The sequence below is a fragment of the Parasynechococcus sp. genome (genome assembly GCF_042954325.1).
Taxonomy (GTDB): domain Bacteria; phylum Cyanobacteriota; class Cyanobacteriia; order PCC-6307; family Cyanobiaceae; genus Parasynechococcus.
Genome location: NZ_JBGKDS010000012.1, coordinates 127583 through 148999, shown reverse-complemented (window position 1 = coordinate 148999; position 21417 = coordinate 127583). Strand labels below are relative to the sequence as shown.

General features: G+C 61.8%; 23 protein-coding genes. 15 read left to right on the top strand and 8 right to left on the bottom strand.

Translation table 11 applies throughout. The features are described from left to right. Positions 1-1119 (top strand): glycosyltransferase, encoded by a 1119-nt coding sequence (locus tag ACGVKB_RS01835; protein ID WP_392349555.1) that lies wholly within the window; start codon positions 1-3, stop codon positions 1117-1119. After that, positions 1116-2918 carry an ArnT family glycosyltransferase gene (locus ACGVKB_RS01830; RefSeq protein WP_392349553.1) on the top strand — a complete coding sequence of 601 codons (1803 nt, stop codon included), beginning with the start codon at positions 1116-1118 and terminating at the stop codon, positions 2916-2918. The genes ACGVKB_RS01835 and ACGVKB_RS01830 overlap by 4 nt, the downstream gene beginning before the upstream one ends. On the opposite strand, the gene ACGVKB_RS01825 is transcribed toward ACGVKB_RS01830, so the two are convergent. Beyond that, entirely contained in the window at positions 2915-3442 is a 528-nt protein-coding gene (locus ACGVKB_RS01825; RefSeq protein ID WP_392349552.1) for a DUF721 domain-containing protein, read from the bottom strand. The genes ACGVKB_RS01830 and ACGVKB_RS01825 overlap by 4 nt on opposite strands. 65 nt (positions 3443-3507) lie before the next feature. Here ACGVKB_RS01825 and ACGVKB_RS01820 point away from each other — a divergent pair, with 65 nt between their 5' ends. Genes ACGVKB_RS01820 through ACGVKB_RS01800 form a run of 5 tightly spaced genes read left to right on the top strand, consistent with a single transcriptional unit; the run spans position 3508 to position 7509 of the window. Then, complete coding sequence (locus ACGVKB_RS01820) at positions 3508-4281, top strand: PspA/IM30 family protein (protein ID WP_392349551.1); 774 nt, start codon at positions 3508-3510, stop codon at positions 4279-4281. A 59-nt stretch (positions 4282-4340) separates the two neighbouring features. Continuing rightward, positions 4341-4667, top strand: a complete 327-nt coding sequence (gene trxA / locus ACGVKB_RS01815; protein WP_392349550.1) for a thioredoxin — start codon at positions 4341-4343, stop codon at positions 4665-4667. Then, positions 4654-5850: an aminotransferase class I/II-fold pyridoxal phosphate-dependent enzyme gene (locus tag ACGVKB_RS01810; protein ID WP_392349549.1), complete on the top strand. Its 1197-nt coding sequence runs from the start codon at positions 4654-4656 to the stop codon at positions 5848-5850. The genes trxA and ACGVKB_RS01810 overlap by 14 nt, the downstream gene beginning before the upstream one ends. A 25-nt stretch (positions 5851-5875) precedes the next feature. Continuing rightward, positions 5876-6613 (top strand): biotin--[acetyl-CoA-carboxylase] ligase, encoded by a 738-nt coding sequence (locus ACGVKB_RS01805; protein ID WP_392349548.1) that lies wholly within the window; start codon positions 5876-5878, stop codon positions 6611-6613. Continuing rightward, on the top strand, positions 6613-7509 hold the full coding sequence (locus ACGVKB_RS01800) for a M23 family metallopeptidase (RefSeq protein WP_392349547.1): 897 nt from the start codon (positions 6613-6615) through the stop codon (positions 7507-7509). The genes ACGVKB_RS01805 and ACGVKB_RS01800 overlap by 1 nt, the downstream gene beginning before the upstream one ends. Positions 7510-7522: 13 nt before the next feature. On the opposite strand, the gene ACGVKB_RS01795 is transcribed toward ACGVKB_RS01800, so the two are convergent. Continuing rightward, entirely contained in the window at positions 7523-8251 is a 729-nt protein-coding gene (locus ACGVKB_RS01795; RefSeq protein WP_392349546.1) for a response regulator transcription factor, read from the bottom strand. A gap of 51 nt (positions 8252-8302) precedes the next feature. Between ACGVKB_RS01795 and ACGVKB_RS01790 the strand changes: the two genes are divergently transcribed. Then, positions 8303-8725 carry a PAS domain-containing protein gene (locus tag ACGVKB_RS01790; RefSeq protein ID WP_392349544.1) on the top strand — a complete coding sequence of 141 codons (423 nt, stop codon included), beginning with the start codon at positions 8303-8305 and terminating at the stop codon, positions 8723-8725. Then, positions 8718-9920 (top strand): sensor histidine kinase, encoded by a 1203-nt coding sequence (locus ACGVKB_RS01785; RefSeq protein WP_392349543.1) that lies wholly within the window; start codon positions 8718-8720, stop codon positions 9918-9920. Before ACGVKB_RS01790 ends, ACGVKB_RS01785 begins: the two co-directional genes overlap by 8 nt. On the opposite strand, the gene ACGVKB_RS01780 is transcribed toward ACGVKB_RS01785, so the two are convergent. Genes ACGVKB_RS01780 through ACGVKB_RS01770 form a run of 3 tightly spaced genes read right to left on the bottom strand, consistent with a single transcriptional unit; the run spans position 9847 to position 12552 of the window. Continuing rightward, positions 9847-10251, bottom strand: coding sequence for a response regulator (locus ACGVKB_RS01780; RefSeq protein ID WP_392349542.1), 405 nt, complete (start codon positions 10249-10251; stop codon positions 9847-9849). The two genes, ACGVKB_RS01785 and ACGVKB_RS01780, sit on opposite strands and share 74 nt — an antisense overlap. Continuing rightward, a complete protein-coding gene (locus ACGVKB_RS01775) occupies positions 10248-10988 on the bottom strand; it encodes an ABC transporter ATP-binding protein (RefSeq protein ID WP_392349541.1) in 741 nt (246 codons plus the stop codon). The genes ACGVKB_RS01780 and ACGVKB_RS01775 overlap by 4 nt, the downstream gene beginning before the upstream one ends. Further along, complete coding sequence (locus ACGVKB_RS01770; RefSeq protein ID WP_392349540.1) at positions 10981-12552, bottom strand: NAD(P)H-quinone oxidoreductase subunit N; 1572 nt, start codon at positions 12550-12552, stop codon at positions 10981-10983. The genes ACGVKB_RS01775 and ACGVKB_RS01770 overlap by 8 nt, the downstream gene beginning before the upstream one ends. A 127-nt stretch (positions 12553-12679) precedes the next feature. Between ACGVKB_RS01770 and topA the strand changes: the two genes are divergently transcribed. The 5 genes from topA to ACGVKB_RS01745 are packed head-to-tail and all read left to right on the top strand — an operon-like array spanning position 12680 to position 18611. Further along, positions 12680-15370 carry a type I DNA topoisomerase gene (topA, locus tag ACGVKB_RS01765; RefSeq protein ID WP_392349539.1) on the top strand — a complete coding sequence of 897 codons (2691 nt, stop codon included), beginning with the start codon at positions 12680-12682 and terminating at the stop codon, positions 15368-15370. Continuing rightward, a complete protein-coding gene (locus tag ACGVKB_RS01760; RefSeq protein ID WP_392349538.1) occupies positions 15370-15810 on the top strand; it encodes a hypothetical protein in 441 nt (146 codons plus the stop codon). The genes topA and ACGVKB_RS01760 overlap by 1 nt, the downstream gene beginning before the upstream one ends. Next, positions 15807-16460 carry a DUF2232 domain-containing protein gene (locus tag ACGVKB_RS01755; RefSeq protein ID WP_392349537.1) on the top strand — a complete coding sequence of 218 codons (654 nt, stop codon included), beginning with the start codon at positions 15807-15809 and terminating at the stop codon, positions 16458-16460. Before ACGVKB_RS01760 ends, ACGVKB_RS01755 begins: the two co-directional genes overlap by 4 nt. Continuing rightward, positions 16432-17604, top strand: coding sequence for a nicotinate-nucleotide--dimethylbenzimidazole phosphoribosyltransferase (locus ACGVKB_RS01750; protein ID WP_392349536.1), 1173 nt, complete (start codon positions 16432-16434; stop codon positions 17602-17604). The genes ACGVKB_RS01755 and ACGVKB_RS01750 overlap by 29 nt, the downstream gene beginning before the upstream one ends. Then, positions 17601-18611: an ABC transporter substrate-binding protein gene (locus ACGVKB_RS01745; RefSeq protein WP_392349535.1), complete on the top strand. Its 1011-nt coding sequence runs from the start codon at positions 17601-17603 to the stop codon at positions 18609-18611. Before ACGVKB_RS01750 ends, ACGVKB_RS01745 begins: the two co-directional genes overlap by 4 nt. Here the strand turns inward: ACGVKB_RS01745 and ACGVKB_RS01740 are convergent. Both ACGVKB_RS01740 and ACGVKB_RS01735 read right to left on the bottom strand, forming a co-directional pair. After that, positions 18600-19673: an aldo/keto reductase gene (locus ACGVKB_RS01740; protein ID WP_392349590.1), complete on the bottom strand. Its 1074-nt coding sequence runs from the start codon at positions 19671-19673 to the stop codon at positions 18600-18602. The two genes, ACGVKB_RS01745 and ACGVKB_RS01740, sit on opposite strands and share 12 nt — an antisense overlap. Positions 19674-19723: 50 nt before the next feature. Continuing rightward, entirely contained in the window at positions 19724-20275 is a 552-nt protein-coding gene (locus ACGVKB_RS01735) for a bifunctional nuclease family protein (RefSeq protein ID WP_392349534.1), read from the bottom strand. A gap of 60 nt (positions 20276-20335) precedes the next feature. Here ACGVKB_RS01735 and ACGVKB_RS01730 point away from each other — a divergent pair, with 60 nt between their 5' ends. After that, the gene (locus ACGVKB_RS01730) at positions 20336-20995 is read left to right on the top strand and encodes a riboflavin synthase (RefSeq protein ID WP_392349533.1); all 660 of its coding nucleotides are present in this window, start codon (positions 20336-20338) and stop codon (positions 20993-20995) included. On the opposite strand, the gene ACGVKB_RS01725 is transcribed toward ACGVKB_RS01730, so the two are convergent. Then, entirely contained in the window at positions 20980-21405 is a 426-nt protein-coding gene (locus ACGVKB_RS01725) for an AbrB family transcriptional regulator (protein WP_392349532.1), read from the bottom strand. The genes ACGVKB_RS01730 and ACGVKB_RS01725 overlap by 16 nt on opposite strands. Positions 21406-21417: the final 12 nt, after the last annotated feature.

The window sequence follows — 21417 nt, the reverse complement described above, 5'->3', positions numbered from 1 at the left end:
ATGGATCATCGAAGCCTGCATCTGGTGTTGATCAACACCCCGATCGGTGCACTTGGGAGTGGCCGTGGTGGAGGGGTCGAGCTGACCCTGCGTTCTCTCGTCCAGGGGTTGTTGGCCCGTGGCCATCGCCTCACCGTCGTTGCGGGTGCTGGATCAACATTGCCGTTCAGCGATTCCCGGTTGGATCTGCTCGAGGTCAGTGGTTGTGATCAGCCGAGTTGGCAGCACAGTGATCACGCGGCTGACATCACCATCCCGGCCGATGGGATGCTGCCCCGGCTGTTGGAACGAGCCCATGCCCATGCCCGACAGGTTGGGGCGGATGCCCTGCTGAATTTCGGCTACGACTGGCTGCCCCTGTGGATGACGCCGTATCTCTCGGTGCGCTTGTTCCATCTGATCAGCATGGGACGTGAGTCCGCAGTGATGGGCGATGCGATCGAAGCCTTGGCCGGTTGGGATCAGCGTCGTCTGGCGTTTCATACGGCGCGTCAGGCGGCTGATTTTTCGCTTCCTGCAACCCCACGCGTGGTCGGCAATGGTTTCGACCTACAGCACTACAGCTTCCGTCCGGTGGCGGACGGTTCCCTCGGCTGGGCGGGACGCATTGCTCCAGAAAAGGGCTTGGAAGATGCCGCGGCGGCGGCCGCTGCTTTGGGAGAGCAATTGCTGGTTTGGGGATTCCGTGAGGACGCTGCCTACGCCGAGGCTGTCGAGGCCAGTGTTCCCGCCGGAACCATTCAATGGCGGGGATTTCTCCCCACCAACCAGCTGCAGAAGCAGCTCGGTGGCTGTCGTGCCCTGATCAACACGCCGAAGTGGAATGAGGCCTACGGCAATGTTGTCGTTGAAGCGCTGGCCTGTGGTGTGCCGGTTGTGGCCTACGACCGAGGTGGGCCGGGTGAACTCATTCAATCGGGCACCACCGGCTGGTTGGTGCAACCGGATGACGTCGCTGCGTTGACCGATGCCTTGAACCACCTGGATCAACTCGATCGAGCGGCCTGCCGCCAATGGGTTGAAACCCATGCGTCCTGTGATGTGTTCGCGGAGCGCGTCGAGACCTGGCTTTTGGAGGGGCTGGCTGGCGGAGATGTCAACATCTCCACCAGGTCTTGAGTGAGCAGGCGTTGGAGAAATTGTCCTGCCGCAGTCGACGACGGGTGCTGGCTCTGGTGCTCGGTCTTGGTGTGTTGATCGCCCTTTGGCGGCTTGGGGCAACGGGCTTGATCGACGAGACCCCCCCTCTCTTTGCTGCGGCCGGGCGTGCCATGGCGGAAACCGGTGACTGGCTCACACCGCGGGTGAATGGGTTGCCGCGTTACGACAAACCTCCACTGGTTTATTGGTTGATGGGATTGGGCTACGCCCTTCCGGGAGATGGCCTGTGGGATCCCCTGGGCAGCTGGGCAGCGCGACTTCCTTCGGCGTTGTCCTGCATGGCTGTGATGCTCGGCCTGGCTGACACGTTGCTGCGCTGGCCGCAGAAGCATGATCCGCATCCCCACTGGACCGCGGTGGCTGCGCCCCTCAGCTTCGCGTTGTCCCCGTTGGTGTTGATCTGGAGCCGCACGGCGGTCAGCGATTCGTTGCTTTGTGCCCTGCTCAGCTTGAGTCTGCTGCTGCAGTGGCGCCGTTTTGCTGATCCTGATGGTCAGCACTGGTCTCCCGCCTGGGTTGTGCTCGGATTGGCGGTGTTGGCCAAAGGTCCCGTTGCTGTTGTGCTGTCTGGGCTCACCCTGTTGGCGTTCGGTTTGTTGCGCCACGAGTTGGGATTGCTTTGGACCCGGCTGCGTCCCCTGCCTGGTCTATTGATCACGGCCTTGATCAGCCTGCCTTGGTATGCCGCGGAACTGCTGGTGGAAGGTCAGCCGTTCTGGGACAGTTTCTTTGGTTATCACAACCTTCAGCGTTTCACGTCGGTCGTGAATAACCACCTCCAGCCCTGGTGGTATTTCCTGCCCCTCATGCTGATTGCAGCGCTGCCTTTCACGGCATTTCTGCTGTTGGGTCTGGCGCAAATTCGAAGGGCTGGATCCAATCCACAGCAGTCCCTGCAGCAGTTTGCGGCCTGTTGGCTCGTCGCAGTGCTGTTGTTGTTCACCACCGCCGCCACCAAACTTCCCAGTTACTGGCTGCCTGCGACGCCCGCCGCTGCTCTGCTGATTGCCCTGTCGGTGCGACGGCGATCGCCTGGGGTGGCGATCGCCAGTGGTGTGACGGTTGTTCTGATCGCCTTGTTATCGCTCGGCTTCTGGTTGTCCGGCCAGTGGATTCCCCTCATTGAGGATCCGGAAATGCCCACGTTGGTCAACGACCTTTTGGCCAGCGGCCTCGTGTTGCGGGCCGCGGGGTGGTTCAGCGTGGCGGGTCTGTTGGGGGTGCTGTTGCTGCGTCGATCACCCATTCAGCGGGTGATCGCCATGCAGTTGCCTCTGGTTCTGTTCCATCTGACCGCACTGATTCCCATCGCGGAACTCGCCGATCAATTGCGCCAACGTCCGGTGCGGGATGTGGCGGAGCAGATGCTTCAGCAACGGCGTCCCGATGAAGCCCTGGCGATGGTTGGTGTCATGAAACCGTCGCTTCACTTCTACACATCAACGGTCATCCTTTTCGAGGGCCGCTCCGATGGCGCCCTCGTCAATTTGGCGGACCGCTTGACCCACGATCAACGTCGGGGTTGGACCGGTCGCCCGGTCGCTCCAGGTGCTGTCGAGTCCACCGTGCTCATCGCGATTGATCGAGGCACGTCCAGCAAGCCCTACTGGCAGAACCTCAGCCCTGAAGTGCTTGGTGATCACGGGATTTATCAGCTCTGGAGACTGGATCGACTCCGATTGCAGACCCGAGCAGACGACCTGATGGCGGATGGCGTGACGCGCGATTGGCAGGACCCCCGACCGGAACGGTATTAGCCCGACGTTTGGCTTAATTCCTGTCGACGACAGAAGCCACAGAACGACCAGAGGTCGATTTCACCCTGGGGGGATGGCCGCTGACATTTTGGGCACGTGCCCATGCCATGCACATCAATGCGACTGGGGTGCCGATTCCAGATCCGTTGTTCATCCTCCGGGGTCATCGCCGTCGGGGCATGGTGTTGCTGAATCTTGAGGTCGCGCACGGGATGTCCTGCCCCGCGCAGTGCAGCGAGCAGTTGCAGTCGGTTGTATTGCAGGGCCTGGCGCCATTGCGGGTGGGAGGCACCGATGGTCAGCACCCCCCGTTGAAGGGTCAGAGGGCGGCAATGGGGGGCCAGTCGCGACCCAGCGATTCGATCCCAGTCCTGCCATAAACCAGCCAGGTGGCCGTCCTTTCGCCAGTCCTGGCGCAGTGTGTCGAGACAGGTTTTGAGCTGTTCCGCAGGGGGAGGAGCTGCGGCCTGAAGCAGTTCAAGGCCCTTGAGCCTGCGGCGCTGGGAGTCAGGAGCTACTGCCATTTCCTCAGCCTAGGAGGGAGTTCTTGCTGATCTCGCTACCCTCTGTGGGGATCAACGCTTGCTCCATGGGTTTCTTTGACCGGCTCAGCCGTTTGGTGCGTGCCAACGCCAATGCGGCCATCAGCGGCATGGAGGATCCTTCCAAGATCCTGGATCAGTCCGTCGCCGATATGCAGGCGGATCTGGTCAAGCTTCGACAGGCAGTCGCCATGGCGATCGCCAGTCAGAAGCGCTTGCGGAACCAGGCTGAACAGGCCGCATCACAGGCCGGTACTTGGTACGAGCGCGCTGAACTCGCCTTGAAGAAAGGCGAAGAGGATCTGGCCCGTGAGGCACTCACCCGTCGCAAGACCTTCCAGGAAACAGCGACCTCCCTCAGTGCGCAGGTTCAGGCTCAGGATGGCCAAGTCGAGACTCTGAAGAAGAGTCTGGTCGCCCTCGAAGGGAAGATCGCCCAGGCGAAGACCAAAAAGGACATGCTGAAGGCCCGTGCCGAGGCCGCCAAAGCTCAGCAGCAGTTGCAGAGTGCCGTGGGCAACCTTGGCACCAATACCGCCATGGCTGCGTTTGAGCGCATGGAGGAGAAGGTTGAATCACTTGAGGCCACAGGTCAGGCTGCGGCTGAGTTGGCTGGAGCCGACCTCGAAAGCCAGTTCGCTGCGCTGGAAAGCGGTGATGATGTCGACGATGAGCTGGCAGCCCTCCGTGTCCAACTGAAGGGTGGTCCTGAAGCGGTTGCTTTGCCTGCCGCGGATGCCTCCACTGAGGTGAAACCGGTCCAGGTGGAAGCCGTGGATGCTGATCTTGAAGATCTGAAGCGTTCCATCGACAAGCTTTGAGTGCGTCGACGCGCGGGCGGTGGTCTCCATAAGATCAGGCCATCGCTGTCGCTTTTCCATTGGCCAACGCTGTCCACGAGTTCACCGACTCCGTTTTCGCTGCTGAGGTCCTGCAGTCGTCCGGCACTGTGCTCGTCGATTTTTGGGCGCCCTGGTGTGGACCCTGTCGTTTGATTGCTCCGCTGATGGACTGGGCGGCTGAGACCTATGCAGCCACCCTGACCGTCGGCAAGCTCGAAGTGGATGGCAACCCTCAGACCCGTGACGCATATCAGGTGCAGGGCATTCCCACCCTGATCCTGTTCCGCGAGGGCAAGGAGCTGGCCCGCCATGAGGGGGCGATTGCTCAGGCCCAGCTGAAGAGCTTCCTGGATGCACATCTCTGATCGGCTGAAGACCCTCGGTGGAGGTGTCTTTGCCCGAACGGATCAGCGCAAGGTGGCCTACCGGCAGGCCGCCGAAAGCCATGGTCAGCATCCACTGATCGATCTCTCCCTGGGGTCGTCGGATTTACGCCCTCCCCAGCCGGTGCTGGACGGGATGGCTCAAGCCATCTTTGAGCCGAGTAGCTCTGCCTATTGCCTGAATGCAGGCACTGCTCCGTTCCAGGAGGCTGTGGCCGAGTGGTGTTTACACCGCTTCGGCGTAGCGGTTGACCCTGGATCACAGGTTCAGTTGTTGGTCGGTTCACAGGAGGGGACAGCCCACCTTCCCCTTGCGGTGTTGAACCCAGGAGATCCAGCTCTGGTGCTCGATCCCTGTTACCCCTCCCACTTGGGTGGCCTGTTGCTGGCGGGGGCAGAGGTCTGTCGGCTCCCGCTGTCCTCGACCCATGGCTGGGTCCCCAATCTCGCCTCCGTCTCGGGGTCAACCTGGGACCGACTCAAGCTGTTTGTCTTGGGCTACCCGCATAACCCCACGGCACGGGTCGGCGATCAGGGTGTTCTGGATCAGGTGATGGATCGTGGCCTGCGTCATGACGTCGTCATCGCCCATGACAATCCCTATGTCGACCTCTCCCTGGCGGGGGAGGCGCCGAGTTTGCTCCGCAGTCCCGGATGGCGCGAGCAGGGCATTGAGTTTTTCTCCTTCTCCAAAGGCTGGTGCATGGGGGGAGTTCGGCTTGGCTTTGCGGTGGGCGCCGCGCCGTTGATCACAGCCTTGCGTCAGGTGAAATCGGTGATTGATTTCAACCAATCCCTCGCCCTTCAGCGCGGTGCCGTGACCGCTCTTCGCGATTGCAGCGACTGGCCGGCAAGCCTGCGACCGATCTATCGGGATCGGCGGGATCGGGTGCGTTTGGCCCTCCAGGCGATGGGCTGGTCAGTGCCCAATGCCGAGATGGCGTTGTATCTCTGGATGCCCCTTCCCGACTGGGCCCATGAACGGGGTTGGGACGATGAACGCTGCGCTGCGGATCTGCTGCGTCAGTGCGGAGTGGCCCTGACGCCGGGGTCCGGCTTTGGTGATGGGGGCCGCGGCTGGTTGCGGATGGCTCTGGTCCAGCCGGTTGATGTCTTGTTGGATGCCGTCGATCGATTGGCCGGGTGTCGTGATGGTTGCGTCTAGGTCCCGGCTCGGCTCAGGTCGGGTCATGGCCCATTACAGGGCGATCACCGGCGGAGATTCTGCGGTCTGGCAGCTGCGCGCGTTGCCGGTCTGCAGCAGCACCGAAACCTGGCTGGAGGCTTGGCTGAAGGCGTTACCGACTGGCCCTCTGCAGCGCTCGTATGCGGTTGTCGCAGCGCATCAAACGCGGGCGACCGGGCAACGGGGTCGAGCCTGGTCCGCACCGTATGGAGGCGTCTGGGTCAGTGCTGCGTTGCCCTGGCCTCAACAGGTTGGTCGGAGTGCTGGGCTGGCGGGTCTGGCCCTTGCCGTGGCGATGGCTGAGCAGCTGGAGCGGAGGGGCGTCCCGGTGCGGATCAAGTGGCCGAATGATCTGCTGGTGGATGGGGCCAAGCTGGCTGGCCTGCTGCCCCGGCTGGTCTACCGCGGTTCAAAGCTGCGGCTCGTGCGATTTGGCTTGGGTCTGAATGTGACGAATCCCGTGCCACCGCTGGCCACCTCCTTGCGGCGTTTGCAGGGAGATGCGGCCGGCAGTCCCTCCCGCTGGACTGCTGAGGTGATGGTGGCGATGGACCGTTGTCTGGCCTGGGCCCGTGCCGATCAGCTGTCCTTGTCCCTGTCCGCCGCGGAAGCTCGGCTGTGGAACGACGTTTGGCATGACCCGATCGATGGGACGGTCTGGGGCATTGAGGGACTCAGCTCGGACGGTGGTCTTTGTCTTCGACGCGGGGTCAGTCGGCGGTGTCTGCGGCGTTGGGGTTGATGCTGCGTCTGTTTCTGCCTCTCCTGGGACTCGTCTTCATTGGGCCGTTGACGCTCGACGTTGGTGCTGATCAGAGCCTGGATCGTTTGGAGCGGCTGCGGGTCATTACTCCTCAGGAGCGGCGCAACCTCCAGCGCGGTTCTCTCACCACGCCCATTGAGTCATCGGCTCTGAGGCTGGGATGCCGATCCGGTGCTCTCTCCCGCAAGGAATGTGCAACAGGTGTCGCGATGCCGTCGGGTTCATCGCGGCATCAACCACGCCTCAACCGTGCTGCACGTGCTTCTGGTGTCAGTGATCAAGCCCCGGTGGTCGTCCCGGTCTCCGCTCTGCTCGCGGGAGGTGGGGGAGGCTTCTCACTGGAGTCGGTCTTTGCTGTCACTCCGCGTCCCGCGGCAGTGCGTGGCAACAACGATCGTCGGTTGTTGTTTCCGGTGATGGGTCATGCGGTCACCAGCAGCGCCTTCGGCTGGCGGCGCCATCCGCTGTTGCAGAGCTGGATGATGCATGCGGGACGGGATCTCGCTGCTCCGGAGGGAACCCCAGTGGTGGCGGCCCGTTCCGGTGTTGTGTTAAGCAGCGGTTTGGCGGGTGGCTACGGACTTGCCATTGAAATCGAGCATCAACGGCCCCATCGCAGGACCCTCTACGGCCATCTATCCGAGCTGTATGTCCGTGCCGGTGAACGCGTTCGCCAGGGTGAGGTGATCGGGCGCGTCGGCAGTACGGGGTTGAGCACCGGCCCCCATCTGCACTTTGAGCTGCGTCGCCCCGAGCGGGGAGGCTGGGTGGCCGTCGAGCCAGGTGCGTTGGATTCGCTTCACCTGGATCTCGAGGGACTTGATGCTGTGGCGGTCTTGGTCAGTGAATTGATGTCGGCACTGAAACGGCCCTGATGCAGTGCGTGTCTTAGGGGGATGTGTCCCGGAGGATGAATCCAACCCCTCGCACGGTGTGGATCAACGTCGGAGCCTCGGGTTCTTCCACTTTCTGGCGGAGATAGCGGATGTAAACGTCGAGCAAGTTGTCATCGCCATAGAAGTTTTCTCCCCAGACGCCGTGCATGATCTCTTGACGTTCCAGGACACGTCCGGCTCCGCGCAGTAAGAAATTAAGGAGGTCGTATTCCTTCACCGAAAGCTGAATGCTGCGCTCGCCTCGACTCACATCGCGCGTGCGTGTGTTCATCACGAGGTCACCGACCCGAAGCTCTTCCTCCACCGGGTTGCTGGAGGACGGTCCAGAGAATGAATCTGCTCGGCGATGCATCGCGCGCAGACGCGCCATCAATTCATCGAGGGAAAAGGGTTTGACCAGATAGTCATCCACGCCTGCATCCAGTGCTGTCACGCGATCGGTGATTTCGTCATGACCCGTCAGCATCAGAATCGGCGTGGTCAGACCTCCGGCTCGGATCCGTTGGCAGATGTCGATCCCACTGAAGTCCGGCAAATTCCAGTCGAGGATGATCAAGTCTGGAGTCGGACTGGTCTTCGCTCGAATCAGGCCTGTGGCTCCATCGGACGCGACTTCAACGTCATAACCCTCGACATCCAATTCGAGTTTGAGCAATTCGGTCAACCGACGTTCGTCATCCACCACCAGCACACGTAGGGGTGATGAGGTGGTCGGCACCATCGGACAACACGGGCTGACGTCACCTTAGTCACAGTTCTGGACAGTCATCTCGTGCTTCCTAGGCTTTCGGAGGACGTGTTTGTGCTGTTGAAACCCAACCAGCCGTGGACCGTAGATGCGATTGCTGCCCTTCGACAGCAAGAGGATCTCCCCTTCGTGAGAGCTGATGCAACAGGCATGGTCGTGGAGATCAATCAACGCTTCCGCGAGGTCTATGGGTGGACGGATGAGGCCTTGCTCGGGAAATCCCTCGGTTTGATTCTTCCGGCCAATTTCCGGGATGCGCACCATGCCGGTTTTGCACGTTTCAAGCTCACCGAGGAGTCCAAAGTGCTCAACCACCCCCTGACGTTGGCGACCTTTTGCGCCAGCGGAGTGGCGATCGACAGCGAACATTTCATCGTTGCGGAGAAGTCTCAGGACGGCAGTTGGTCCTTTGCAGCCACCCTCAGGCCGCTGTCGCTGGATGACTGACGCCATGGGGAAGGGGGATCCTGCTCGATGGGATGCGTCCCTGGTTCAGCAGTTGCGTCAATCGTTGGGCATGCTCCAGGTCGCCTTTGATGCAGCGGGCGAATCGATGTTGATCATTGATTCCGCCCGCCGTATTCATTGGGCCAATCAGGCATCCGCATCACTGTTGCTGGATGGTGTCCCGATTCAGTTGCTGAATCGCCAGCTCGAGGACGTGATGCTGATGTGTTCTGAGCAAGGAGACGCAGTGCCTGAATCCCATGGCCTGCATCGCTCACAGCCGTTGGCAAGCCAGGCCGGCAGCGATCGGATTCGTTTGCGGCGACCCGCTGGTGGGCTCACGCAACCCCAACGTCTGCGTTGGCAACCCATCGCGCTGCCCGAGGCACGCTTCCTGTTGATCACGATTCAGGACCTGACACCAGAAGAGGAGGCTTTGCGGCAACAGAAGCAGTTCATGACCGACCTCAGCCATGAACTGCGGACGCCCCTGGCGATTGTGACCGGGACGCTTCGCCGTTTAATTCGCGACAACAGGCAGACGGACGCTGTTCAGGGCCGTCTTCAGGTGGCCTGGGAAGAAGTGCGACGGATCCATCAGCTGCTGGAACACCTCACCTTGATGACTTCCCTTCAGGTGGACCCACCTCGCGCTGGACATCCGCAGCCAGCCTTGATGTCTCTCCTGGATCATTGGTATCAACAGCTCCCGCCCAGGGCTCAGGCTCGGGTCCTGATCCAGGATCAGCAGGTGCAGGAGCTGCCGCCGGTGTGTGTCGATGACAACGCCCTGTTCCTGGTGCTCGATCAGCTTCTGGATAACGCCGTCCGTCATGGCCGATCGGATGCGGCCATTCGCTTGACCGTGCGACCTCGGCCGTCTGAGTCCGTGTGTGCGTTGGAGCTGCTGAGTGTTGGTTCAGAGCCCCCTGTGTCTGAAGATGAGCTGCAGCGCTGGCAACGGCCCTTCATCCGGGCGGAGATCGATCGGGACGGGCGCCATGTGGAGGGTTCCGGCCTGGGTTTACCCCTGGTGCGCCAGTTGGTTGAGGCCTGGGATGGAGGGATGACCCTGACTCAGGCTCTGTTGCCGGCAGGTCAGACAGAAACTAGCGTCACGATCACGGTTCCACTGTTGGCCGTTTCGACGTCTGCATCAATAGATCAGGCAGGCGCAGAAACAGATCCGGCTTGAGGATGTACTCCTGAGCGCCGGCTTTGAGCACTTGGTCGCGCATGTCGCCGTCGTTCAGAGCCGTGACAACGATGACCGGTGCGGTCGGTTGTTCGGCCGTTGGCAACGCTTGCAGAGCCAGTAGGCAGTCCAGACCTGTCATCCCAGGCAACAGGAGATCCAGCAGCACCAGGTCGAAACGATCGGGCGTGATTGCTTCGAGGAAGCCTTCGGCGCTGTTGAAGCACTCCACGCGGTGGCCTTCATCCACCACCTCATCTTCGATCAGCCGCCGGATGCGCGGATCGTCTTCCACGACGGCCACCGTCAGGGGGGCAGACAGGGCCGTCATCGCAGCTGGATCGTGTTCGTCCGGCTCAGGCCAGAGCGATTGAGTTCCACGACCCGACCATCTTGAAAGCGAGCCACCTCTTTGGCTCGTTCGGCCACTTCGTCTTCATGGGTGACCAAAACAAGCGTGATCCCCTGGCGATGGAGATCATCGAAGAGATCGAGAACCTCTGCGGTGGTCGTCGAGTCCAGTGCTCCTGTGGGTTCATCCGCCAGCAGCAGGGCTGGTCTGTTGATGATCGCTCGCGCGATGGCAACGCGTTGTTGTTGCCCGCCTGAGAGTTGATTGGGGCGATTGTTGAGACGTTCCCGCAATCCCACGCGAATCAATGCATCACGGGCGCGTTCGCGACGTTCATCGACGGGGACGCCGGCATAAATCATCGGCAGCATCACGTTGTCCATCGCCGTGGCCTGCGGCAGGAGATGGAACTGCTGGAAGACAAATCCCAGCGATTGATTGCGCACATCGGCGAGGGAATCATCATCCAGCTGCTCAACGGCGGTGCCGTTCAATCGGTAACTGCCGGAACTGGGCCGATCCAAACAACCCAGAATGTTCATGGCGGTGCTTTTGCCAGATCCGCTGGCTCCCATGACAGCCAGGTAATCCCCTCGTTTGACGGTCAGATTGAGACCATCGAGAGCACGAACCTCGAGGTCACCGCTTCCATAGACCTTGCTGACGTTGCTGAGTTCAGCAACGGGATTCGGAGCTAAATCACCGTGATCAGCCAAGGCCCCCCTGAGCGGATTGCGCAATCGCTTGCTGAAGAAGCGGTGTTTCTGTCACGGCCTCGTTCGCCCACTGGAACAGTGGGTTGGACAGAATTCCGCCGATGGCTGTGATGGCGACGCAACCAATCAAGGCAAAGCGGAGAGGCTGCATCCCCATCAGCGACCAGCGCACCTCGGGGTAGGACTTCACGACATCAGATGCTTCCTGAGGCTCTTTCACCACCATCATCTTGATCACCGAGATGTAGTAGTAGATCGACACCACAGATGTGATGAGACCAACGACCACCAGGAGGTACTGGTGATCAGCCCATCCAGCAAAGAAGAGATAGATCTTGCCGAAGAACCCAAGCATTGGAGGAATGCCGCCGAGGGAGAGCAGGCAGAGGCTTAAGCCGAGGGTGATCAGAGGATCTTTTTGGTAGAGACCTGCGTAATCCGAAATTCGATCGCTTCCGGTGCGGATCGAGAACAGGATGATGCAGGCAAAGGCGCCGAGATTCATGAACAGATAGGCCGCCATGTAGAGCACCATCGCTGCGAATCCGTCTTCAGTTCCGCAGACCAGCCCGATCATCACGAACCCAGCCTGACCAATGGAGCTGTAGGCCAGCATCCGTTTCATCGATGTCTGTGCCAGGGCAACAACGTTGCCAAGGGTCATGCTCAGCACGGCGAGCACGGTGAAGAGCAGCTTCCACTGACCGTCGAAGGCACCGAAACAGCCGACGAGAATGCGCAGTGCAAGCGCGAAGCCAGCTGCTTTGGAGCCCACGGACAGGAACGCCACCACCGGGGTCGGCGAACCTTCGTAGACATCGGGAGTCCACTGGTGGAACGGCACCGCTGCGATCTTGAAGGCCACCGTGGCCAGAACAAACACCAGTGCCAGAGCCGCAATGGGGGTGGTGCTGGTCTGCAGGGCAACGCCAATTTCTTCGAGGCTTGTGCTGCCGCTAAGGCCGTAAAGAAGGGATGAGCCGTAAAGGAAAACGGCAGCTGCCGCCGAACCGACCAGGAGATATTTGAGCGCTGCTTCGGAACTGCGGGCATCCCGCTTCATGTATCCCGACAGCAGATAACTAGCGACAGACAGGGTTTCAAGTGAGATGAAGACGCTGACAAGATCGGTCGCTCCGCAGAGCAACATCGCGCCGAGGGTTGCCGCGAGGAGGATGGCCGCATATTCACCGACCGGTGTTCCGCTTTGCTCGGCGTAACGCCAGCTGATCAGCAGCGACAACAGGGTGGAGAGAGCGATCACGGCCCTGAAGGCCACCGCAAGGTTGTCGGAAATAAATGCCCCCAAGAAGGACGGCTCCGGGGGAGCACCCCATTGCAGGGCCAGCAGGACCAGGGCCCCGCCCAATCCGACGTAACAAATCGGTGGAACCCAGCGTGCAGCTGCCTTCTCACCGGCCAAGTCGACCAACAGCGTGGCCAACATCGTTAGCAACACGGCGGCCTCCGGAAGCACCGCCGAGGCGTTCAGGGACAGGTTCAGCAGATCGCCTGGAGCGGCCATGGCCTGGGTGGCGATGAGCAGGACACCCAATTCGGGCATGACTTGGCGCATTCCAACGTCTCCGGAGGACTGTAGCGGCGCTCCTCAGTCAGATTCGAAGTCGCGTCTTTCTCATGCACGGCGGAGGTCGGTGCGATAAAGAAGGGTCACGGTTCACGGCCTATCTGTGGCGCACACCCTCGTCATCGTTGAGAGCCCTACGAAGGCCCGCACCATTCGCGGCTTCTTGCCCAAGGGCTTCAAGGTTGAAGCGTCGATGGGGCATGTTCGCGATCTGCCCAATAACGCCAGTGAGATTCCCGCGTCGGCGAAAGGCCAGAAATGGGCCAATCTCGGCGTGAACACCGAGGCCGACTTCGAGCCTCTGTACGTCGTTCCCAAGGACAAGAAAAAGACGGTCCGCGAGCTCAAGGACGCCCTTAAGGGTGCTGATCAGCTCCTGCTGGCGACGGACGAAGACCGTGAGGGGGAGAGCATCAGCTGGCACCTGCTTCAGCTGCTGGCCCCGAAAGTTCCGGTGAAACGCATGGTGTTTCACGAGATCACCAAAGAGGCCATCGCCAAGGCCCTGGATCAAACCCGTGATCTGGACATGGAACTGGTCCATGCCCAAGAAACCCGCCGCATTCTTGATCGATTGGTGGGATACACCCTGTCCCCCTTGCTGTGGAAAAAGGTGGCTTGGGGGCTGTCGGCTGGGCGTGTCCAATCCGTGGCCGTGCGGTTGCTCGTTCAGCGGGAGCGGGCACGTCGGGCGTTTCGCAGCGGCAGTTACTGGGACCTCAAGGCTCAGCTGGAGCAACCCAGTGGGGTCTTCGACGCCAAGCTCACCCACGTGGCTGGCAAGCGCGTGGCCAGCGGCAATGATTTCGACGAAAGCACCGGTGGACTCAAAGCCGGCAGTGAGGTCCGGCTGCTCAGTGAAGAGGAGGCCCGGGCGTTGGCCCAGCGCGTCTCAGAGGCGCCGTGGACCGTTGATCAGGTTGAAGAGAAGCCCACGGTTCGCAAGCCGGTGCCGCCGTTCACCACAAGCACGCTTCAACAGGAGGCGAATCGAAAGTTGCGTCTCTCCGCTCGGGAGACCATGCGGTGCGCGCAAGGGCTCTATGAGCGCGGCTTCATCACCTACATGCGGACGGACTCGGTTCATCTGTCCGATCAGGCCATCAGCGCGTCACGCCATTGCGTTGAGGACCTGTACGGCAAGGAGTATCTGAGCAAGGCTCCCAGGCAATTCAGCACCAAGGCCCGCAATGCCCAGGAGGCCCACGAAGCCATTCGTCCCTCCGGTGAACGCTTTCGAACCCCAGGCGATACCGGGCTTGATGGACGGGACCTCGCTCTGTATGAGCTGATCTGGAAACGCACCGTGGCCAGTCAGATGGCTGAAGCCCGGTTGACGATGCTGGCCGTGGATCTCAGTTCTGGGGATGCCCGCTTCCGCGCCAGCGGCACGCGCATTGATTTTCCCGGTTTTTTCCGTGCGTACGTCGAGGGCAGTGATGACCCCGATGCAGCCCTGGAGGGTCAGGAGGTTCTCCTGCCTGCACTGGCCGTCGGGGACGCACCGAAGCCCAAAGCGGTGGAACCGCTTGGCCACCAGACTCAGCCCCCGGCCCGCTTTAGCGAAGCATCGCTCGTGAAGATGCTGGAAAAAGAGGGCATTGGCCGCCCATCCACCTATGCCTCGATCATCGGGACGATCGTTGACCGTGGTTACTCCACCCTTCAGGGCAACGCCCTGACACCCAGCTTCACGGCATTTGCAGTGACGGCGTTGCTCGAGGAGCACTTCCCGGATCTCGTCGATACCAGCTTCACCGCTCGGATGGAGCACACCCTCGATGAGATTTCCCATGGACAGGTTGAGTGGCTGCCCTATCTCGAAACCTTTTACAAGGGCAATCAGGGGCTTGAACTTCAGGTTCAGCAGCGTGAAGGGGACATTGACCCCGGCGCGTCCCGCACGGTCGATCTTGAGGGCTTGTCCTGCGTTGTTCGCATTGGGCGCTTCGGGGCTTACCTCGAATCGAAGCGGGTCAGTGAGGACGGAGAAGAGGAGCTGATCAAGGCAACTCTGCCGAGGGAGATCACCCCTGCAGATCTCGATGAAGAACAGGCCGAGCTGATTCTCAAGCAGAAAGCGGATGGACCCGAAGCCCTCGGGGAAGATCCAGAAACCGGGGATCTGGTGTATCTGCTCTTTGGTCAGTACGGCCCCTATGTGCAGCGGGGACAAGTCAGCGATGACAACCCCAAGCCGAAGCGGGCTTCTCTGCCCAAGGGGGTGAAGCCGGAGGACCTCAGCCTCGACGACGCCTTGGGTTTGTTGCGACTGCCGCGGTTGTTGGGAGAACATCCCGATGGCGGCAAAGTACAGGCCGGTCTTGGACGCTTCGGTCCCTATGTGGTCTGGGACAAGGGCAAGGGCGAAAAGGATTATCGGTCCATCAAGGGTGACGACGATGTCCTCGCGATTGGTTTAAGTCGAGCGCTAGAGCTGCTGGCCATGCCCAAGCGCGGCCGCGGCGGTCGCACGGCCCTGAAGGATCTGGGCAAGCCGGAGGGGAGTGAGGAAACGATCCAGGTCTATGACGGTCCCTACGGCCTGTATGTCAAACAGGGCAAGGTGAATGCCTCCTTACCCGAGGGCAAAGGGGCGGATGATGTGACCCTCGAAGAGGCCGTTGAACTGCTTGAAGCCAAGGCTGCAGCCAAGAAGACCTCCCGACGCAAATCCACCACCACCAAGAAACCCGCGGCGAAGAAACCCGCGGCGAAAAAGGCCCCGTCCACGACCAAAACAGGACGCTTGCGCGCGAGTGCGGTTCGTGTGATCAAACCAGGAAACAGCTGATGCCGACGCGGATCGTTCTCCCAATCGGGATGATCGTGTTGCTGCAGGGTTGTGCGAACACCCCGATTGCTCAGGACCTCGAACAACGGTTCAGTGAACCGGCGCCAATCACGGCCACCCCTGCGCCCGACCGCAGTGCCAGTGCTGCGTCGGCTCAGCCTGCGGATGTGCCCGTTCCGTCTGAGTCGATTGCAACGGGTGATCAGCAGATCCAGCAACCGAAGGCTCAGGAGGAACCGGGCCAGGCCCAACAGCCATCCACGGCGCTCCCCGTTGTTGACCCGCCGGCGCTGTCACTGCAACCTCAGCCCTATCGGATCACCATTCGTCTGTCGGCTGCGGATCCTTCGGCTCCGGCGGAAATGGTCACGCGCGCGCTGCGCCGTTCCAATGTGCCCTTCGCCGTGGAGCGGATCGAGAGCATTGCGCCGTCCCCATGAGTTCCCATTCGGCGCCACTCTCCCGACGGCAAGCAGTACGCCTGGTTGAGGGTGCTTATCTCGCGGCGACGACCGGCTTGATTTGGTTGGCGCTCTATTACCTGCCCGTGGGGGGTGCTTTGTTCCGTCTGGCGCTACCCCTTCCCCTCGCCCTGCTTCAGCTGCGCCGCGGCGGTCGTGCTGGGGTTGAGGGCCTGGTGGTGGCGGTGCTGCTCCTCACGGCGCTGATGGGCCCCGTCCGGGGCCCCTTGCTGCTGTTCCCCTACGGCCTGCTGTCCCTATGGCTGGGCTGGAGCTGGTGCCGTGGCTGGAGTTGGTGGGTGAGCTGGGCGGTCGGGGTTGTGCTGGGAACAGTCGGCTTCCTGGTGCGGGTGTTGGTGTTGTCCCTGCTCGTTGGCGAAAATCTCTGGGTGGTGATCACCCGTGCTGGGGCTGCCTTGCTGGATCGTCTGATCACGGTTCTGCAGCTCCCGATGACACCGGATCTCGGGGAGGTCCAGCTGATGGCGCTTGTGTTGGTGGTGGTGCAGGAATTGATCTACGTGCTCGCTCTGCATGCGTTGGCCTTCTGGATCTTTCCCCGCTTGCGTTCTCCGATCCCAGCGCCACCCGCTGCGCTCCATGCCCTTGTCGCGCTTGATCCCCTTTGATGTCGGCGTTGTTGGGGGCTGCTCATCCCGTGAGCTGGCTTCGCGGCTGATTCCCTGGCAAGCACCCTCCTTCGCCGCTGATCTCCTGCTGGTGTTGGCCGGTACACGTACCGCCGAGCATGCGGGGATTTCTGCGGCTGGGGCAACCGCTGAATCCCGCCGGTTCACGGCTCTCGCGGACGCGGAGCTGCTGTTGGCGGGTCCAGCCGTTCAGCGTCGTTGGCCCCTTCCTCCACTGCCCGCCGGTGTGAGTCCAGCCTTGTTGAGTCATGTGGCGCTGGAGTGGCTGACGCTCACGCCACAGATCGCAGCCGTTGGCTTGGAGCATCAGCCCGACCAGCCGCATCTCCGTCTGGAAGCCAGCGATCTTGGGCCTGCCGATTGCGTGTCCTCCGGTGCGAGCATGCCGCTGCACCGTGTCCAGCGGCTTTGGCGGCAAGGCCACAGACTCGGGGCTCGCTTGCGCCGTCCGCTCGTGTTGGCGGAGTGTGTGCCGGGGGGGACCACCACGGCCCTCGGTGTGTTGGCTGGTCTCGGCTTCGAGGTCAGCCAGTGGATCAGTGGCAGTGGACTCCATCCACCCAAGGTCCAGAAAGCTGAGTTGGTGGACGCTGGCTTGGCCCGTGCTGCGTTGCCTTCCGGGGCCAGCGCCACCGCCGTGCTGGCCGCCGTCGGTGATCCCTTTCAAGCCATGGCCGCTGGACTGCTGAGGGGAGTGATTCACAGCGGTCAACCGGTGTTACTGGGTGGGGGCAGTCAGATGCTCGCTGTGCTGGCGTTGGCGCTGGATGGAATGGCCCCTGGGGAGCGTCAAGCCCTGAGCCAGTTGGTGGTCCTTGGGACAACCTCATGGTTGGCGGCGGAGCGCGTCGCCGACGGTGCGTCGGCCCTCTGCTGTCTGCTTGACACCGTGGCCGGGCGCTATCAGGTTCCCTTGCTTGGCTTGAGCAGCGGGCTGCGGTTCAACACCAGTCGCCATCAGGAACTGCGTGATTTTGAGGATGGCTATGTGAAAGAAGGGGTCGGGGCGGGTGGCTTGCTGGTGCTCGCTCAGCTGCGTGGTCTCTCCACTCCTGAGCTTCAGCGGCGTTGTGATCAGGCCATGGAACGGCTGAAGGCCGCCTCCGTAGGTTCATCGGAATGAGCCAACTCTCCGTCGCTGGGTCTGGGGTCTTCAGTCGTCGCCAGATGCTCCGCTTCAGTTGTGGGGCCGGAGCGATGCTTCTTGCCGGTTGCCGGGGCCAGGATCGTCCCCCCACGCTTCTGGTGGCGGATGACATTCTTCCAAAGGTCTGGACCAAAGCACTGCCCTCAGCCTGGCGGCTGGAGCGCAGTGCCGATGCTGTGGCCTGCGATGCCGAACGGTTCAAGACCGCTGATCTACTGGCCCTCACGGATGGCTGGTTGAGTCGCTGTGATGCGGCGGATCTGCAACCACTGGCAGCAGATCCCCTGCGCAGCCGTCTGGAGGGTCAGGCGCTGCAATATCTCAAGGGTCTTGCGCCGGAGATGGCCGCCGCCGTGCTTCCGATTGCCGTCAGTCCCTACGTGATTCTGTGGCGACGCCATGCACAGTTGGCGGCGGATCCGCTGGACTGGGAGTGGTTGCTGCAGCCGTCGCTTCGCCAGCGTCTTGTGCTTCCTGCCAGTTCACGCCTGGTCATCGAGCTGGCCAACAGGATGTCCGGCGACGATGCCTTGGTGCGGCTGCGCCGTCAGGTTCTGGCCTATGACGACCGCCAGGGAACCAATTGGTTGCTCAAAGACAAGGCGCTGGCTGTTGTGCTGCCCCTGCAGCGCTGTATGGCTCTTGTGCGGCGGGATCAGCGGTTGTCGGCTGCTCTGCCGCAGGTTGGAGCGCCCCTGCACTGGACCCTGTTGACACGGCCCGCGTCCACGCGGGAGCCCCTGCCCCAGCCATGGGTGGAGCAGGCCTGGGATGGATCCCTGCGCCAACGTCTGCTCGCTGATGGTTGGAGGCCGCCGGTGGCCATGGACTCATGGGCGGAGAGCCGTGCCGCATTCCCCGAACGTTGGCGTGACCTTCTCCTCCCTGCGGCCGATGTGTGGTCGCGCTGCTGGTCACTGCAGCCACTGCAGGCTGAAGAGCAACAACGCCTGCGTCAGCGTTGGTTGGAGTCAGCCCCATAGCCGGCGTCGTGGCGCCGCTTGGAGGCGTTGATGGGTGTCGGCGAGTAGGTCCGGAATCGGCAAGCTGTGGGGACAGCGCGGCAAGCAGGCTTCACAGCGGTTGCAAGCGGACGCGTTGTCCTGTTCCCACCAGTGACCGGCTCGGCCGATCAGGTTGTAGCGCTCCTGGGCAAAGGCCATCAGGTCATGGCCGATGGCCAGATTGCGCAGTCGCAGGAGATCCGGAATCGGCACGCCTGCCGGGCAGGGCAGACAAGCCCGACACTGGTGACATTGATCAGGCCCCAAGCGCCCGTGGCGTTGCTGCTCCAGTTGTTCGATCGCCTGGGCTTCCTGCCGGCTGAGGGGATCATCTGCCGCCCGGAGGGCCTGGGCGAGCTCCAGATCCTTCGGATGGGCTGCCCCCAGGGTCAATGTGGAGATTCCATGGGCCAACAGGAAGCGATAGGCCAACGCCAGAGGCTGAAATGGATGGCAGTCTTCTCGCAGGGTTGTGCTCGGTGCCTGCAGTCGCCCGCCCTTGTCTGCCGGAGAAATCGCCATCACGCCCATGCCCTGGTCCAGTGCAAGCCGGGCTAAAGGCAGACGCTGCGGATCGAGAAGATGCAGATGCAGGCTGCAAAAACCAAACAGTCCACTGCGGATGGCCTTGTCAATGAGGGCGTCGTCGCCGTGGCTGCTGAAGCCGATCTGACCGACCGTCCCCGATGCGACCGCCCACTGGAGGATGGCGGCACCATCACCGTCCAGGGCCCAGTCCAAATGTTCGGGTCGGTTGATGCCGTGAACGGCCAGGTTGTCCAGGCGAGTGAGGCCCAGGCGTCCCAGGATTCCGTGCAACTGGCGTTGTCCATCCTCCAGGCTGCACCCCGGAAGAATCTTGCTGGTGATGACCCAGCCGCCGTCGGGTTCGCCGCCACTGTTGCGGACCTGGGCCAACGCTGTGCCGAGAAAGTCCTCGGCCGGGCCGTAGGCGGGGGCCGTTTCCAGGTGATTGATGCCGGCGGCGGCGGCCGCCTGAACCACAGCCGTCATCTGCTGCGGTGATGACAGAGCGCGCATGGTGCCGAGGGTGAACAGGCTCACCGATCGGCCGCGACCAAACGGACGCTTCAACGGTTGGGGTCCTGATGGCCCTGGCTGTTGTCCCGGTCTTGGAGGTGGCGGACGAGGGCGGCGGGACTCAGATCGTCCACAAATCGATTGAACGCACTCTGATCGGCAGCATCCGCTTCGGCATCCACAGGGATCGACGCTTCTGCGACGACCTCCTCCAGCATCCAGATGCTGCTGCCCGTGCGGACCGCCAGGGCAATGGCATCACTGGGTCTGGCGTCGATGTCGATCAGATCGGTGTCATCGTCCTCGTCACTGTCTGCGCCTTCTTCCCGCAGTTTCAGGGCTGCATGAAAGGTGTTCTCTTCGATGGCGTGGATGATCACGCGGTCGAGTTCCAGGCCAGCGACCACAAGCAAGGTCGCCATCAGGTCATGGCTGAGCGGGCGAGGAGGTGTGCTCCCCTGGAGGCCGGCCATGATGTTGTGGGCTTGTGCCTGATCGATCCAGATGGGGATCTGTCGGCGGCCACTGGAATCACGCAGCAGCACGATCGGGGTTCGACTGGCGGCATCGAGAGCAATGCCGGCCACGCTCATTTCAACCATGGTGATGACGCGGCCCTTCTTTCGATTATGACCAGATCACGGTGATCAGAACCCCGCAGCATGTTTACGGGCCTTATTCAGGCGGTCGGCACGATTCAGCGACGCTCGTCAGGGGTTCTGATTGAAGGCTGCGGGGCGTTCGCGCCGTTGGCGATTGGGGATAGCGTCGCCGTCGACGGGGTCTGTCTCACCGTGGCCGAACGGTCTGGGGACGGCTTTCTGGCCGATGTCAGCGAAGAGACGCTGTCCCGCACGACGTTGGGAACCAAAGCCGATCGTGGTGCGGTGGTGAATTTGGAGCCGGCCTTGCGGTTGAGTGACCGCTTGGGCGGTCATTTGGTCAGCGGCCACGTTGATGCGATCGGAGAGGTGGTCGCGATCGATGCTCGGCCGCAGTCCTGGGAGCTGCAGTTGCGATGGCTTGAGCCTCGCTTTGGTCGTTACGTCTGCGAAAAGGCCAGCATTGCCGTGGATGGAATCAGCCTCACGGTGGCCCGCTGTGGCTCCGATGGCGTCGATTTCACCCTGGCTGTCATCCCCCACACCTGGTCGGTCACCACCTTGAACAAGCGAGCCGTCGGGGATCGCGTCAATCTCGAGGTTGATCAACTGGCGCGCTACGCGGAACGTCTGCTCGATGGGGCTGGATCGTCCGCTGGCGCGGCTGGAGCGGAGCCATCCCTGTCACGGGAGTGGTTGTCGGCTCACGGTTGGTCCTGAATCGTTTCGTCAACGTCAACGTCAACGTCAACGTCAACGTCGTCGAGTGTGGAGCCCTCTTCGCCCTGGTCCATGGGGAGCAGCCAGATCGCGCCGCTGTCCTGACGCAATTCGATTTTGAACTCTTGGCCGGGTTCCAGCCCTAAACGCTTGGTGTAGGCGTGGCCGATCAGCAGGTTGCCGTTGCCATGCACCCGGGTTCTGAATTCCGCTTGGCGGCCGCGGGTGCCACCGCCTTGGGATCCTGTTGAGGGAAGCGCATAGCCCTTGGCTTCCACCAGAGCGCGGTAGAAGCTTTTGCGGAGAACTCGGCCCGTCGGTCCGACATAGCCACAGCCTCGAGCGATGTCGTCCTCCGGGCGGTTGCTCAGCGACCGGGCTCTGTCCAGTAACTCCTTCCCAACCAGCATCAACGGCGCCTC